General features: G+C 73.0%; 13 protein-coding genes. 5 read left to right on the top strand and 8 right to left on the bottom strand.

Annotated elements, in window-relative coordinates:
* Window positions 1-90: 90 nt before the first annotated feature.
* The 4 genes from ACH4ZA_RS31915 to ACH4ZA_RS31930 all read right to left on the bottom strand — a co-directional run bounded on the left by ACH4ZA_RS31915 (window position 91) and on the right by ACH4ZA_RS31930 (window position 4321).
* Window positions 91-573, bottom strand: coding sequence for a hypothetical protein (locus tag ACH4ZA_RS31915; protein ID WP_398432713.1), 483 nt, complete (start codon window positions 571-573; stop codon window positions 91-93).
* A 222-nt stretch (window positions 574-795) separates the two neighbouring features.
* Window positions 796-2277, bottom strand: a complete 1482-nt coding sequence (locus ACH4ZA_RS31920; protein WP_398432770.1) for an MFS transporter — start codon at window positions 2275-2277, stop codon at window positions 796-798.
* 375 nt (window positions 2278-2652) lie between these two features.
* A complete protein-coding gene (locus ACH4ZA_RS31925; RefSeq protein WP_398432714.1) occupies window positions 2653-3624 on the bottom strand; it encodes a helix-turn-helix domain-containing protein in 972 nt (323 codons plus the stop codon).
* Between the two features lie 49 nt (window positions 3625-3673).
* On the bottom strand, window positions 3674-4321 hold the full coding sequence (locus tag ACH4ZA_RS31930; RefSeq protein ID WP_398432716.1) for a hypothetical protein: 648 nt from the start codon (window positions 4319-4321) through the stop codon (window positions 3674-3676).
* A gap of 340 nt (window positions 4322-4661) precedes the next feature.
* Between ACH4ZA_RS31930 and ACH4ZA_RS31935 the strand changes: the two genes are divergently transcribed.
* A complete protein-coding gene (locus tag ACH4ZA_RS31935) occupies window positions 4662-5987 on the top strand; it encodes an alpha/beta fold hydrolase (protein ID WP_398432717.1) in 1326 nt (441 codons plus the stop codon).
* 76 nt (window positions 5988-6063) lie between these two features.
* Window positions 6064-6573: a molybdenum cofactor biosysynthesis protein gene (locus ACH4ZA_RS31940; RefSeq protein ID WP_398432718.1), complete on the top strand. Its 510-nt coding sequence runs from the start codon at window positions 6064-6066 to the stop codon at window positions 6571-6573.
* A gap of 132 nt (window positions 6574-6705) precedes the next feature.
* Here ACH4ZA_RS31940 and ACH4ZA_RS31945 read toward each other — a convergent pair whose 3' ends face one another.
* The 3 genes from ACH4ZA_RS31945 to ACH4ZA_RS31955 all read right to left on the bottom strand — a co-directional run bounded on the left by ACH4ZA_RS31945 (window position 6706) and on the right by ACH4ZA_RS31955 (window position 8374).
* Window positions 6706-7542, bottom strand: coding sequence for a chitosanase (locus ACH4ZA_RS31945; RefSeq protein WP_398432719.1), 837 nt, complete (start codon window positions 7540-7542; stop codon window positions 6706-6708).
* 163 nt (window positions 7543-7705) lie between these two features.
* Window positions 7706-8041, bottom strand: a complete 336-nt coding sequence (locus ACH4ZA_RS31950) for a hypothetical protein (protein ID WP_398432720.1) — start codon at window positions 8039-8041, stop codon at window positions 7706-7708.
* 60 nt (window positions 8042-8101) lie between these two features.
* Complete coding sequence (locus ACH4ZA_RS31955; RefSeq protein WP_398432721.1) at window positions 8102-8374, bottom strand: hypothetical protein; 273 nt, start codon at window positions 8372-8374, stop codon at window positions 8102-8104.
* 194 nt (window positions 8375-8568) lie between these two features.
* Here ACH4ZA_RS31955 and ACH4ZA_RS31960 point away from each other — a divergent pair, with 194 nt between their 5' ends.
* From ACH4ZA_RS31960 to ACH4ZA_RS31970, 3 genes are all read left to right on the top strand, one after another.
* Complete coding sequence (locus ACH4ZA_RS31960) at window positions 8569-9273, top strand: hypothetical protein (protein ID WP_398432722.1); 705 nt, start codon at window positions 8569-8571, stop codon at window positions 9271-9273.
* 252 nt (window positions 9274-9525) lie between these two features.
* Window positions 9526-10425 (top strand): peptidoglycan-binding protein, encoded by a 900-nt coding sequence (locus tag ACH4ZA_RS31965; RefSeq protein ID WP_398432723.1) that lies wholly within the window; start codon window positions 9526-9528, stop codon window positions 10423-10425.
* On the top strand, window positions 10418-11347 hold the full coding sequence (locus ACH4ZA_RS31970; RefSeq protein WP_398432724.1) for a helix-turn-helix domain-containing protein: 930 nt from the start codon (window positions 10418-10420) through the stop codon (window positions 11345-11347). The genes ACH4ZA_RS31965 and ACH4ZA_RS31970 overlap by 8 nt, the downstream gene beginning before the upstream one ends.
* A gap of 384 nt (window positions 11348-11731) precedes the next feature.
* Here ACH4ZA_RS31970 and ACH4ZA_RS31975 read toward each other — a convergent pair whose 3' ends face one another.
* Window positions 11732-14002, bottom strand: coding sequence for a M4 family metallopeptidase (locus ACH4ZA_RS31975; RefSeq protein WP_398432725.1), 2271 nt, complete (start codon window positions 14000-14002; stop codon window positions 11732-11734).
* Window positions 14003-14332 lie beyond the last annotated feature (330 nt).

Below are 14332 nucleotides of genomic sequence, written 5' to 3' on the forward strand. Positions count from 1 at the left end.
AGCGGGGCATGGGGACGGCCCCGGCCCCGGGCGCGGGGGCACCGGGGGCCGGCCGGGCGCGGCCCTGCTCGCAGGCACGGCTGCGGGAGGTCAGATCCGGCCGCCGGTGAGCCGGGTGAGGGGGCCGTGCGTGTGGCGGGCCGAACGGCGCCCGACGGCGTACGAGGCGGCGGTCAGCGCCGACAGGCCCGCGCCCACGCCGGCCGCGATCAGCTTGCGCTGCGCGACGACCGTCCAGGCCGTCCTGGCGGTCGTCGCGACCTGGCCCGAGGTCGTGACGATCGCCTGACGGCTCGCCTCGACGCCACGCGCGGCGCTGTGGGCCGCGCTCTGCACCGCGCCGGTCGTCGCCTCGGCCGTGCGCTGGACACCGGTCTTCGCGGCCTCGGCGGCGTCGTCCGTCTTCGCCGCGGCGTCACGCGCGGCGCGGGCGGCCGGAGCCGTCGCCTTGGCGGTGGTGTGGCGGGCCTTGGCGGCGGTCGCCCGCTTCGCCGCGGCCCCGTCGCCCGCGTCCGTCTTCGTAGGGGGATTCGTACGGGTACTCGTCTTCTTGTTGGGTTCGCTCATGGACATCGCGTTGCCCCTCACTCCGGTGCCAAACCCGTCCGCTCGGCGCGGGCCCCGGCTGCCGGGGTGCGCGAGATCCTGGCGGGGTGCGACATCCGGTCGTACGCGGTGACTCTCGACGCCCGGGCGGCCCGCTCTCGCCCCGGCCTCCCCGGTGCCGGTGCCGGTCCCGGCCCGGGCCCTGGCGCCTTCGGGCGCCGGTGCCGGCCGCGGCCGGGCAGGGAGCGCTCAGACTCCGCCCGGGACCGAGCCGCCCTTGAGGCGTTCCAGGTCCGACTGGCGGACCTGGATGACCAGGAGCGCGATCAGAGCGGCGAGGACCGTGAAGATCGCCGCCATGACGAAGGCAGCCGAGACGCCTGCGGTGAGCACCTCGTCCCCCCAGGGGTCGGGGAGCACTCCGGTCTGCCGGAAGCGCAGGCGTTCGGCGGGCGTCGCCTGCGCCAGGAAGTCGGAGACCTGCTGGTCCGCCTCGTTCCGGCTGGCCGTGCCGAACATGGTGACCAGGATGGACAGTCCGAGCGAACCGCCCACCTGCTGGGTGGCGTTGAGCAGACCGGAGGCGGCCCCGGTCTCCTGCGGAGTGACGTTGGAGAGCGCCATGAGGGTGAGGGAGACGAACTCCATGCCCATACCGAGGCTGAAGACGAGCATCGGACCGAGGACGCTGCCCGCGTACGTCGAGTGCACGTCCGTGAGGGTCAGCCAGGACAGCCCGGCCGCCGCGAGCACCGCGCCGACCACCATGAACGGCTTGGGGCCGTACTTGGGCAGGAACCGTGAGGCCAGTCCGGCGCCGACCGCGATGACCGCGCTCACCGGGAGGAAGGCGAACCCGGCCGCGAGCGGACTGAATCCGAGCACGTTCTGCACGAAGAGCGTGAGGAAGAAGAACATGCCGAAGATCGCGGCGGCCAGGCACAGCATGATGCCGTACGTGCCCGCCCGGTTGCGGTCGGCGAACATGTGCAGCGGCGTGATCGGCTGCCGGGAACGCCGCTCGATCAGGACGAACGCGGCGAGGACGACGACGGCCGCGCCGAACGAGGCCACCGTGACCGTGTCCCGCCACCCTTCCTGGGCGGCCCTGATGAACCCGTACACCAGCAGGACCATGCCCACGGTGGAGGTCAGCGCCCCGGCGACGTCGAAGCGGCCGGGATGACGCTCGGACTCCTTGATGTAGCGGGGCGTGGCCAGGGCGATCAGCAGCCCGATGGGGACGTTGACGAAGAGGACCCATCGCCAGTTCAGGTACTCGACGAGGATGCCGCCGGCGAGCAGTCCGATCGCGCCGCCGCCCGCCGAGACCGCGGCGAAGACCCCGAACGCCCGGTTGCGTTCCGGGCCTTCCCGGAAGGTCGTGCTGACCAGGGCGAGCGCGGTCGGTGACGCGATGGCTCCGCCGACGCCCTGCAGGGCGCGCATGGAGAGGAGTTGGGCCTCGTTCTGGGCGAGGCCGCCCAGCAGCGAGGCGAGGACGAAGAGGAGCACGCCGAAGACGAACACCCGCCGCCGGCCGAGGATGTCGCCGGTGCGCCCGCCGAGCAGCAGCAGTCCGCCGAAGGTGAGGGTGTAGGCGTTGACCACCCAGGCCAGGCTCGTCGTGGAGAAGTCCAGGGAGCGTTGGATGTCCGGCAGCGCGATGTTCACGATGGTGATGTCGAGGACCACCATCAGCTGGCACGAGGCGATGACCAGCAGCGCCATGGAGTTGCCGCCGCCGTCCTTGCGGGCGGCGGTCCGGGCTGCTGAGGTCGGTTGGGGAACGCTGCTCATGACGCCTCGTCCGCTCGGGAGGCGGGCCCTGAGGAGGGGTCGGCGGACGGAAGCGTCCACCGCCGGGTCCACCGTTCGACCGTACGCCCGTGGCAGGGCCCTCACCACTCGGGCCGTGCCAGGACTCCCCGGTGATCCTGGCACGGCTTTCGCAGGTTGCGGACGGTGCCGCGGGTGTCCATGATGCGCGAGGGATGCCCGGTGTGTCGTTGGCGGAGCGTCCACATCCGCTTGGCACAGCGTCCACAGCTGACGGCAGGCTCGCACCGGGACCGGGACCCGCGGTCGCGGTCGGCGGTCGGCGGGTCAGGCCTCGGTGAGCGCCTGCTCCCGCAGTTCACTGGGCGGGACGCCGTACGCGCTGCGGAACGCCCGGCTGAACTCGGAGGCGCGGGGGAAGCCCCAGCGTGCCGCGACGGCGTGGACGGGCAGCGAGCGCAGCCGGGGGTCGACGAGGTCGCGGCGGGCGTGTTCGAGGCGCCGGTCGCGGATGTAGGAGGCGACGGCCAGGCCTTCGGCCCTGAAGAGGCGGTACAGGTAGCTGCGGGAGATGTGGTGCGCCGCGGCGATGCCGGCGGGGGTCAGGTCGGGGTCGCCCAGGCGTCGGCCGATGAACGTCTTGATCTGGAGGGCGAGGGTGCGGCTGTGGCTTTCCGGCGAGAGCCTGAGGTCGGCGTCCGCGGCGTGCGCGAAGACGGCTGTGACGAGGTCTGCGGCGACCGCGCCCAACCGGGGCGCGTCCGAGGGCTGATAGACGGCGGTGTCCGACACCAGGTGCTGCAGGAACTGCGCGAGCAGTGCCCCGATGCCTTCGCGACCTGATATGTGGCGTCCGATGACCTGGTCGACGCGGTGCCCGGGAAGGGCCACCAGCGACCGCGGGATCTCGACGCCGACCATGGTGACCGGCTCGGAGCCGGTGTGGATGTCGTAGCTGCAGGAGGACGAGTTGGTGTGGAAGTCGTTGACGCGGTACGCCGCCTGCTGCCGCCCCCAGTCGGCGGCGGCCTCACCCTTCAGCAGGAGGGAGAGGTGGTAGACCTCGGGATCCGACGCGCGGACGAGTTTCGAGGTGCGGCGGAACACCAGGTGGTCGAAGGTGGCCGGCCACACGGTCACGTCGCCCAGTGCGATGACGCGTTGGAGGCCCCGGTAGTCCGCGGCTCGGTCGCTGGTGAGCCGCATGGGCGCGTGAGTACGGCCCATGCGCTCCGCCCACGCCTCGAACCGGGCGTCCACCGGCAGGTCCGTGGTGCGGAAGACCGACTCGTGCAACACGCGCGTAGTCAACCACACCGTCCGTACGGGCCGTTCGGCGGTGCTCGGGTCACTGCAGATGGGCCGTGTCGACCGTGACGGAGTCGTTGTCGTGGGCGGTGACGGAGATGTAGCCGGGGTCGCCGTTGCGGTCGAGATAGCACATCACGTAGGCGACGCCGACCGCGGTCCGGCGCACGGGGTGCTCGGCGACGGCCTTGCGGCATCCCTGCGCGGTGGGCGGCTGGGACGTCTGCCACTCGGCCAGCTTGCCGGCGGTGGACAGCAGGTATCCGCCCTGCGCGTAGACGGCGTCCGTGCCGGCGTCGGCCAGCGTGGGCGGGGAGTGCGTGAAGTCGTAGCCCGTGGGCGCCGTCTGGCCGTCGGAGGCCTTCATGACGAAGCCGCGGACCACCGCGGTCGACGGCGAGGGCGTCGAGTCGGGCAGGGCGGCCGAGACCGCCGCGCCGCCTCCCCCGACGACCGCCACGGCCGTGAGGCCGGCGATCACGGGGTGGGCGAAGGCCAGACTGAGCAGCGGCCCGACGACCGGGACCGAGAATTTCATCTGGGTGTTCTTCTGCGTGATCCTGGCGTTGTCGCCCGCGGTCACCGTCTGTGTCGGGGAGTGGTGGACGCCGGGCGGGGGCGGCACGTCGGCGTCGTCCTGCGGGGCGGCGCCGCCGGGTCGCGCGCCGCGCATACGGTCGGTGTTCATGGCTCGGGACGCTAGCGACGCCACGTCCCGCGCTCTGGTTTTGTCAGAGATTGTCGCCAACAGGCCACTTGTGGACGCTCCGAGCGATGAGCGTGACCGACACGACAAAGAGTTCGGACATGTTACCGCGCGGTCATATTACCGAACCGTAACCTGCCGACGGCTACCCGAGGTAACCATGCCCTCGCTACGGTCCTGACAGTTCGTCTAAGAGCGGTACGGGGCAGCGGAGGCGACCGCGGCTCCGGGCCGCTCGGTCGTCACGGCCCGCACCCCACCGGGCCGTCCTCCGTCCGAGCCGAAGACGAAGGCTCGGCCTCCCTCTCCCCGGAGGTCCGCCATGCCCGCCCCCACCCGTCTGCTGGCCGCGGCCGTCACCGCTGCCGCCTGCCTCGGCGTCACCGCAGTGCCGGCCGACGCCTCGACACCGCCCGAGGCCGTGGTCTCCCGCGGCGTCACGATCCCCGTCTTCTACACCCCGCCCGCCTCGCTTCCCGCGGCCGACGGCGCGCTGATCCGCTCCGAACCGCTCCCCCTGGCGCTGAGCCTGCCGGGGGTCGACGGACCGCTGCCGGGCACCGCGACGCGGCTCATGTACAAGTCCACCGACTCCGCCGGCCGGCCCACGGCGGTCACCGGCGCCTACATCGAGCCGTCCGCGCGCTGGAAGGGCCGGGGGCCACGGCCGCTGGCCGCGGTGGCCCCCGGCACCATGGGCCAGGGCGACCAGTGCGCCGCGTCGCTCGGTCTCGAACGCCCGCTCCTGGTCAACGGGCAGACGCTGTCCGTCGGTTACGAGAACCTGGCGATCTACCGCCTGCTGGCGCGCGGCATCGCCGTCGTCGTCACCGACTACACCGGCCTGGGCGCGACCGACCGGCTGCACACCTACGTCAACCGGGTCGACGAGGCGCATGCCGTCCTCGACGCCGTCCGCGCCGCGCGCTCACTCGCCGGCGCCTCGGTGACGGCCGGCTCCCGGGTGGCGCTGTACGGCTACAGCCAGGGGGGCGGGGCCACGGCCGCCGCCGCCGAACTCCAGCCCTCCTACGCCCCGGACGTCACCCTCGCCGGGACGTACAGCGGCGCGCCGCCCGCCGACCTGGTCGCCGTCACCAAGGCCATCGACGGCAGCGACCTGGCCGGCGCGCTGGGCTGGTCGGTCAACGGCTTCCTGCAGTCCGACCCCGAACTCGAGCCGATCGCCCGGGCGCACCTGAACGACGCGGGCCGGGCCGCGCTCGAGGACCTGTCGACCATGTGCGTCGGCGACGCCCTCCTCGCCTACAACTCGGCGCGCAGCAACGCCTGGACGACCGACGGGCGTTCCCTCAGCGCCGTCGTCGAGTCGGAGCCGAGGCTCAAGGCGTTCCTGGCCGACCAGCGCATCGGCGCCCGCACACCGGCGTCCCCGGTGCGGGTGGCGACCGGCACCGCCGACGACCTGGTGCCGCACGCGCAGGCGCGCGCCCTCGCCGTCGCCTGGTGCGCCAAGGGCGCCTCCGTGACCTACAAGCCGGTGATCCTGCCCGGTCTGGGCCGGGCACTGATCAACCACTTCACGCCGTTGATCGTCGACCAGGGGGAGGCGATCTCCTGGCTGACCGACCGGCTCGACGGCCGGCCTGCCACGTCCGACTGCGCCACGCTCCCGCTGCGTCCCTGACGCCGCCGCCGACGGCTGCGGCCGGTGCGCGCCCTCGGGACGCACCGGCCGTCGCCACCGGCCCTAGGCTGGGGCCATGACGGAGGTCGAGGTGGTGGAGCTGTTGGTGTCCGCGTCGCACCGGCTCGCGGGGCGTCCGGCCGACGGACCCGCACCGGGCCCGGACGACGAGCGGGTGGCGCAGGTCGAGGTACGCCGCGGCCTCGGCCTGGTCGGTGACCGCTACTTCGGCCGCCCGGCCCACAGGGACGCGTCGGTGACCGTCATGTCCGCCGAGAACCTGCCCCGGCACATCGACCCGGCCGTCGGGCTGCCGCACACCCGCCGCAACATCCTGCTGCGCGGCGTGGACGTCGACTCCTGCGTCGGCTCGACGATCGTGCTGGACGGAGTCGGCGGCCCCCTCGCCTTCGCCGTGAACCGTCCGGCACGGCCCTGCGCGTGGATGGACGTCACCGTCGGCCCCGGCGCCCAGCGTGCGCTGCGCGGCAGGGGCGGCGTGCGCTGCACACCGCTCACCGACGGGGTCCTGACCCTGGGCCGCACCGGGTTCCGCGTGGTGGACGCGTGGCCGCCGCCGGACTGAGGATCGTCCGGGCGGCGACCGGCGGAGATCGAGCCCGCACCCCCGGCGTCACGGCGACGGCCGTACGGCGTACCGGCCGTGACGCGGGCCCCGCGTCCGCGTCACCGGCGGCCCCCGGTGACGCGGTCCGGGTCAGCCGAGGTGGTAGCTGTCGCCGTACACCTTCCAGTCGAGGGGCGGCTCGAGATCGAGGTTGCCCTTGCGGAGGAAGACGCGCTGAGCCGTGTCGACGCGGCTGGTGTCGCTGTGCGCCTCCTCCTGCTTCATCGCCCAGACCCGGGCGTCGAGGAAGGCGTTGAGGTACGTCGTCTCGTCGCCGCCCTGGGCCGGCGGCTTCGCCCTGTTCAGCGCGCGCTTGCGGATGCTGCGGAAGCTGGTGGGGTCGCCGCCGTCGCCGTGCATGACGATGGCGTCGTAGTAGGCGAACTGGCCCAGGGCGCGCAGACCGTCCGTCCTGCCCTGGCGGACGGCGGGATCGAAGTAGACCCGGTCGCGTTCGTCGTTCTGGGCCTGCTGGAACGCGGCGTCCTGAGCGGCCTTGCGCCAGTCCCTGGGGTAGTTCGGGTCGAGCCCGGCGTGCGAGTCGGTGCCGTTCACGGAACGCAGGGCGGGCAGGTACTTCGCGAGGACGTTGCCGGGCCTGCGGTCGGCGTAGAGCTCCACGAGATCGAGCATGTCGCCGGTGCCGGAGCAGAACCCGATGATGCCGGCGGTGTATCCGCGGCCGTCGCCGATGTCCTCGATGTACTTGTACTGCGCCTTCCAGTCGAGCGAGGAGTTCTCCGCGCTCGACACCAGTTTCATGGCGATCTCCTTCTTCGCCGGGTCGTCGAGGCCGCGGGCCGCGGGCGCCGCTGCGGCTCCCCGGACGTCGAGGAGGGGGGCGGCCGCCAGCGCCCCGGCGAGGGCGAGGAAGAAGCGGCGGGAGGTGGGGGCCGGGCCGTCGAGAGGCCGCGATGGGTGCACCACAGTGGCTCCAGGTGAGGAGTGGGGGGTGGGGTGACGCGACGTACAACTGACAGGAAAGTTTCCTATCAAGCACAGGTCGCAGATGTAACCCCATCGAAGCCATGTTCGTACGATCGAACAAAAACCCGTCAGCGCACTACGGACGGGCCCCCGGGAACCGGTCTCAGAACCACCACTGGATGAAGAGCGAGCTCAGGAAGCCCGTGAGGCCGACATGGAAGACGACCATGCAGATCCACTGCGACACACGCATCCGCCAGCCGGCCGACCTGAGGATCTCCCACTCGCTGACGGCGAAGGCGGCCAGGCCGAGCGCCAGCACCTCCCACACCACGAGCCACCAACCCGAAGCGGTCTCCCCGGTCGTCGCGGCCATCGCGGCCGGAACGCGGGCGGCGCGCCCCAGGAGGAAGAGAGCGATGAGGAGCTTGTGCCAGCCATGACGGACCGCCGGCCGTGCGGCGGTGACGTGAGAGGCGGAAACGGAACCTGTGGACATCCGCATATTTGATCACCCCGCCCCGATGGAAGCCACCCTTCCCCTTGTCCTCGCGCCCGCTCAGTCGGCGGCCGGGGCGTCGCCCCGCCAGTCGAAGCGACGGCCGTCGGCGGCGCGCCGCCCGTAGAGGGCACGGCCGCCGGGACCGTAGCGCCCGATCTCCGTGGTCAGCGCCACCTCGCGCAGGTCGTGGTCGGGCCGGTCCGTGACGTCGAGGAGCAGTCCGTCCAGCGGCCCGCCCACCAGTTGCGCGTACGCGCGGCCCGGGCGGGGGCCGGCGTCGTCGTGGTCGGCGCCGTACACCCGGCCTCGCAGGAACTCAGTCTCGTCCATGACCGACAGCCTGACATCCACCACTGACAACACCCGCCGGACGGGCGGGCGCTGTGCGACGGCCGGCCACGGCGCCGTCACGAGACGCACTCTCGGCCAAGAAACTGGCGGAAAGCGGCGTACGGGCACATGTGACGACGTGGCGGGTATGCAGCATCCACACAGAGCCGTGCGGGGGTGGGGGGCCGACCCTGATGGCACACAGGCGGGAGCGGGCCCGGGCCCGCGAGTCCGCGCGCGCCCGGCGCCGCCGGACGGTGCGCGAACTCCGTGCGTCGGGACGCTACGGACCTCGACTGCGCGAGGTGCTGCCCGTTCTCGCCGCCGCGGTCGCCGCCTCCTGCGCCCTGCTCACCGGACTCGCGCTGCTCTCCCGTGCCGTCGGCTGGACCGCGTGCGCGTGGGCGCTCCTGCCGCCGGTGGCCGCGGCCGTCGTCCTACGCCGCCGTTCCCGACGGCCGGCCCGCCGGCGCAGCGGTTACTACACCGCACAGGAACTGGCGGAACTGGACATGCCGGCCCTGGTCCTGGCCGTGGCCCGGATGCTGCGCCGCGACGGCTGGCGGGTGCTGCCTCCGCCACGCCACGACACGCCTCATCTCGCCGCCCGCGACGGCCGGGGGCGGTTGCTCGACGTGGCGTTCCGCCCCGTGGCGGAGCCGCTGCCCGACGAGGAGTCGTCCTGTTCCTGCCGGGCACGGCTGCGACGGCGAGGTCCGTCCGGTCCCCCGCTGCGGCTCGTGGTGCACCGGGGGGCCTTCACCCACCGGGACGAGGTGTGGGCCTCGCGCGACGGCCGTACCTGCCTCATCGACGGCCCCCGTCTCCTGTTGTGGGCACGCGGCACCCCGCTGGCCCAGGTCGCGGGCGGCGTCGTACCGCAGCCCCGGCGCACGTGAGACGGGCTCCCGCCGGCTGAACATGCGGAGTTCCAGAGCCGGTTGGGCAAGGACGGCGTACATCCCCCCGCCGATCCGGGCGGAAGCCGGACGGAAGCCGCAGGGAAGCCGCCCGGAGCGCCGAACGCGTCCGCGTGGTGAAGGAGTCGTGGATGTGAAAGGGGCAACCCGTGCGGAGGGTTCGGTCGTCTCTCCGTACGCTGGAGCCGCTTCGGCAACCGCACAGGACGGCGTACGCGAAGAGGGTGGGGTATGTCCCGGTGGAAGGCGCTGCCCGAGGCGCTGGACCCGCAGGTCCGGCGCCTCGTCGTGCAGTTGCGCCAGGTGAAGGACCACAGCGGGCTGAGCCTGGCCGCGCTGGCGAGCAGGACGTCGTACAGCAGGTCGTCCTGGGAGCGGTACCTCAACGGGAAGGCGGTTCCGCCCCGGCACGCCGTCGAGACGATGGCCCAGGTCTGCGGCGGCGACCTGATCGGTCTGACGACGCTGTGGGAGGTGGCCGCGTCCGCGCCCGCCCGGGGCGCGCGGCCCTCGCCCTCGGGTCCGGGCGACGCCGCCGACGGCCCGGGGCCGCAGAAGCGGCCGACCGCCGGCACGCCGGCCGGGCGGCACGACCCGCACACTGGGCCCCGGTCGGCACACGCATCGGCATCGGCATCGGCATCGGCATCGGCATCGGCGGAAACGGCTCCCGCGCCCGGGCCGTTGCACCCCCGGCGCGTCCTGCGCGGGCGCAGACCGATCGCGGCGGCAGTCGTCGTGGTGGCGGCGGGGGTCCTGTGCGCCGCGTGGTCCTGGACGTCGTCGGCCGGGCCGGGGTCCCAGGAGGCGACGGCCGCGATCACGCACGTGCCGACTTCCTCGTACTCCGCCAAGACCTTTCCCTGCCACTTCACGGTGCTCGACGGCCGCCTCTACTCCGGTCACAGCACGACGCTCACCGACCAGTACGGCGTCGGCGCCACGGTCGAGGCGGTCGCCGAGGTGCAGTGCCTCGTCCGGCGGCACGGCTTCGACCCGAAGGGGATCGACGGGTCGTTCGGGCCCAACACCCGCGCGGCGGTGCAGGGGTTCCAGCGGTCCCGCGGACTCGACGCCGACGGAATCGTGGGTCCGATGACCTGGCGCGAGCTCAGGAAACCGGGTGGCTGACGGCCCCGGACCCCTCCCGGATGGCTCGTCACGAGCGGCCGCGCCCGAGGTCCGCCACCTCGTCGAGCGGCTGCGGGAGGCCAAGGAGGGCACCGGGTTGAGCTATGCCGCGCTCGCGGCGAGGACGGCCTACAGCAAGTCGTCCTGGGAGCGCTACCTCAACGGCAAGGCCCTGCCGCCCCGGGACGCGGTGGAGGCGCTGGCGAAGGTGAGCGGTGCGGATCCGGCGCGGCTGCTGGCGCTGTGGCTGCTCGCCGACCGCGCCTGGAGCGGACGCGACGCCCGCGAAGCACACGAAGCGCGCGACACAGACAGCGCAGGCGACGCGGACGGCACGTGCGGCAAAGACGACACAGGCGGCTCCGGGACTCCGGCGGTCGGGGTGACGGGCACCTCGGGCCCGGCGCAGGCGGAGGCGGTGCCTCGCCCGCCCTACGGACGCTTCGAGCCGGCGCTGCGCCGAAGAGCCGCCGTGCTCGCCGCGGCGGTGGCCGCGCTGGCCGGCGCGCTGGGCGTGGGGGCGTGGACGGACTGGACGTACGGCGTCGGACCCGGGAGTCGGGCGACGGCGCCCGGCACCGGGCCGTGCAGCGGCGAGACCTGCACGGACCGTGACCCCGAACAGCAGGACACCGACTGCTGGACCGACGCGGAGACCCGCGCGCAGCGGGAGGTCGCCGGGCGGACGGTCGAGTTGCGCGTCAGTCCGGCCTGCCGGGCCGCCTGGGGCCGCGTCGTGGGGCCCCGCGACGGAGACCGGATCCGGGTCGTCACCGCCGACGGGCGGAACCAGTCGCGGCAGGTCTCCGTGCCGGGCCACTACCAGTACACCCTGATGACCGGCATCGACCGGGCGGCCGAGGCGCGGGTCTGCTTCGAGCTCGTGGACGGCCCGTCGGGCTGCACCGCCTGGGGACGCTGAGGAAGGCACCGGTCGTCGGCGCCGGACATGGTTCGCTCCCTCGCCGGGGCCGGTGCGCGGACGCGGCGGAACCGTGCGTGGACGCGGCAGCCGGGGCGTGGGGTCCACCGGAGACGGACACGGTGTGCGTCGGCGCGCGCGGCCGGTCCGGGTCCGTGGCCGGAGGGGATGGGCGACTCTCCTGCGGACGTGGGCGGACGGGCCCGGGGGCAGGGCTCGGTGCGTTCGGGCGGGCCCGGAGCAGTGGGTCTCCCTGCACGATCAGGTGCCGCCGGGGGTGCACGCCATCGGGGTCGACACCCATTCGTCCCCGAAGAGATGGCCCCGGACGCACCGCCGCCCGGGTCTGGGAGGACCCGGGCGGCGGTGTGGGGCGGGGTGGTGTCAGGGGGTGAGCTGCCAGCGCTGGATGTATCCGACGTCGATCGACGCACGGTCCTGGACGCGCAGCTTCCAGGTTCCGTTCAGGGGCTGGCCGGAGGCGTCGACGGTGAACGTCTGGTCGACGTCGTCGGCGGAGCCGCCGCTGCGGTTGAGGAGGGAGTAGACGGTGCCGTTGGGGCCGACGAGGTCGACGGTCAGGTCACCGCGGTACGTGTGGACGATGTTGACGTACACCGAGGTGGTGGCGGAGGCGTTGCCGTCGCGGCCGGTGATGGTGACCGGCGACTCCACGGCGGCGCCGTTGTCGGGGATGTCCACCCGGCCCGCGTTGGCGTAGATGTACGCGATCCGCCAGGTGAAGTCGTCCGTGACGGAGGCGCCCGTGCTGTCGGTGACCTTGACGGTGACGTCGCTGCTGCCCAGGGCGGTGGGCGTGCCGGTGATGAGGCCGCTCGGGCTGATGCTCAGACCGTCGGGCAGACCGGTCGCCTCGTAGGTGAGACCCGCGCCGGAGTTGGTGGTGTAGGCGTCCACCTGGAGGCTGACCGCTTGGCCGATGCCGCTGGTCTGGTCGGCGATCGGGGCGACGTTGACGCCGAGGGCTATCCGGCTGCCGACGTTGATGGCGGCCCAGGAGTCGGCCACGGCGAGGTAGGCCGGGCTGTACGCGCCGAACAGGTCGCTCGCCGCCTGGAGGGTCGCGGTCCGGGCGCCGGCGTAGTTGGTCGACGAGGTCATGTACGTCGTCAGCGCCCGGTACCAGACGGCGGCGGCGTTCTCGATGCCGATGCCGGCGACCGGCCGCCCGTCGTAGGTCGGGCTGTCGTAGGACACGCCGTTGACGGTCTTCGCGCCGCTGCCCTCGGAGAGCAGGTAGAAGAAGTGGTTCGCGGGGCCCGAGGAGTAGTGGACGTCGACGCCGCCGAGGGTGGAGCTCCAGTTGTCGCGGGAGGAGCCGTCCTTGGAGGGCTTGTCCATGTAACGCAGCGGGGTGCCGTCGCCGTTGATGTCGATCTTCTCGCCGACGAGGTAGTCGCCGGGATCCGCGGCGAGGCCGGCGTGGAACTCGACGGCCGCGGCGAAGATGTCGGAGGTCGCCTCGTTGAGGCCGCCGGACTCGCCCGAGTAGGTGAGGTTGGCGGTGGCGGCGGTGACGCCGTGGCTCATCTCGTGGGCTGCCACGTCGAGGGAGGTCAGCGGGTGCGTGTTGCCCGACCCGTCGCCGTAGGTCATGCAGAAGCAGCTGTCCTGCCAGAAGGCGTTGACGTAGTTGCTGCCGTAATGGGCTCGGCTGTAGGCGGCGACGCCGTCGTTGCGGATGCCGTTGCGGCCGAACACGTCCTTGTAGTAGTCCCAGGTGGCGGCGGCGCCGAAGGCCACGTCGACGCCCGCGGTCTGCCGGTTGGACGGCAGACCGTTGCCCCAGACATCGTTGTCGTCCGTGAACAGCGTTCCGGTGCCGGACGTGCCCTGGTTCAGGTCGTAGGTCTTGTGTCCCGCGCGCCCGCCGTCGACGAGCTGGTACGTCGATCCGGACAGCGTGGTGCCCAGCGGGACCGTGCCGCTGAACTGGCCGGTGCCGGTGCCGGTGTGGACCTTCTCGGCGGCGAGGATCTGCTTGCCCGTGGTCGCGTCGGTCACGACCTGGAGTTCGCTGGGGGTGCCGTCCTGCTGCACGCCTTCGACGACCGTCTCCCAGGCGAGGACGGGCTTCGCGGTTCCGGCCCAGACGACCAGGCGGGGCGCGCGTTCCGTCTCGGAGCCCTTGACCTCGGCGTTCCTCGCGGCCGCGAGAGCCTTGCCGGCGGCCTGGGAGGCGGCGAGCTTCGGGGTGAGGGAGGGCAGCGTGAGGGTCGCGCCGCTCGCCCTGGTCACGGTGGTCCGGCTCTTGCCGGCGTGGACGACCAGGTCGCCGCCGAGGACCGGAAGTCCGGCGTAGGTGCGCTCGTATCGGGTGTGGGTGGTGCCGTCGGCGTCCTTGACGACGTCCTTGACGAGGAGCTTCTCCTGGGTCCCGAGGGCGAGCCGTCGGGCCTCGGCGCCGGCGTCGGCCTGCGCGCTCTTGATGAGCGAGGCGCGGCCGGCCGCTGACAGGGGCGCCGGCGCGGCGCCCGCGCGGGGCGTCGCGGTGATGCCGGCCGTGCCGGGCCGGGCGGGGGCCGCGACGCCGGTGCCCGTCTGGACCCCGAGGGTCAGCAGGGTGGCGGCGGCGGAGAGGGCGAGAGCGGTGGTGCGTCTGCGCCCGAGGATGGGCAGGTGTCGCCGGGGCAACGGTTTCTCCTTCAGTGCGAGGGCCGGCCGTGATGACGGCCGAGGTGGGGGCGGACCGGCGGGATGGGGCCGATCCGGAGCGCTGCACAGTTGGGGGGTGGAAGGAGGTGGGGGGTGGGTGACAGGTGCTCCGCGTGATGCGGACGTGAAGGAATGGTGAACTTCGGCAGCAGCGTGGCACCGGGTGCACAGTTTTGTCATGGGAATGCCAAGACAACGGCTTGAAATGACCATGACCGTCTGCGGATTTCGCCTGCTCGACGCACGTTTTCAGCCGTCGGCGCCGGGGCCGGCGCCCGAAGGAGGAAAGCGGGCGGAGTGAGGGTGTCG

The organism is Streptomyces sp. NPDC020597 (assembly GCF_044335095.1).
Taxonomy (GTDB): Bacteria; Actinomycetota; Actinomycetes; order Streptomycetales; family Streptomycetaceae; genus Streptomyces.

Bases quoted from the DNA above. Each gene is read 5' to 3' on its own strand.
- ACH4ZA_RS31955 (WP_398432721.1), bottom strand. From the start codon at position 8,374: ATGGACGAGACTGAGTTCCTGCGAGGCCGGGTGTACGGCGCCGACCAC.
- ACH4ZA_RS31965 (WP_398432723.1), top strand. From the start codon at position 9,526: ATGTCCCGGTGGAAGGCGCTGCCCGAGGCGCTGGACCCGCAGGTCCGG.
- ACH4ZA_RS31935 (WP_398432717.1), top strand. From the start codon at position 4,662: ATGCCCGCCCCCACCCGTCTGCTGGCCGCGGCCGTCACCGCTGCCGCC.
- ACH4ZA_RS31940 (WP_398432718.1), top strand. From the start codon at position 6,064: ATGACGGAGGTCGAGGTGGTGGAGCTGTTGGTGTCCGCGTCGCACCGG.
- ACH4ZA_RS31950 (WP_398432720.1), bottom strand. From the start codon at position 8,041: ATGTCCACAGGTTCCGTTTCCGCCTCTCACGTCACCGCCGCACGGCCG.
- ACH4ZA_RS31930 (WP_398432716.1), bottom strand. From the start codon at position 4,321: ATGAACACCGACCGTATGCGCGGCGCGCGACCCGGCGGCGCCGCCCCG.
- ACH4ZA_RS31960 (WP_398432722.1), top strand. From the start codon at position 8,569: ATGGCACACAGGCGGGAGCGGGCCCGGGCCCGCGAGTCCGCGCGCGCC.
- ACH4ZA_RS31915 (WP_398432713.1), bottom strand. From the start codon at position 573: ATGTCCATGAGCGAACCCAACAAGAAGACGAGTACCCGTACGAATCCC.
- ACH4ZA_RS31920 (WP_398432770.1), bottom strand. From the start codon at position 2,277: ATGGCGCTGCTGGTCATCGCCTCGTGCCAGCTGATGGTGGTCCTCGAC.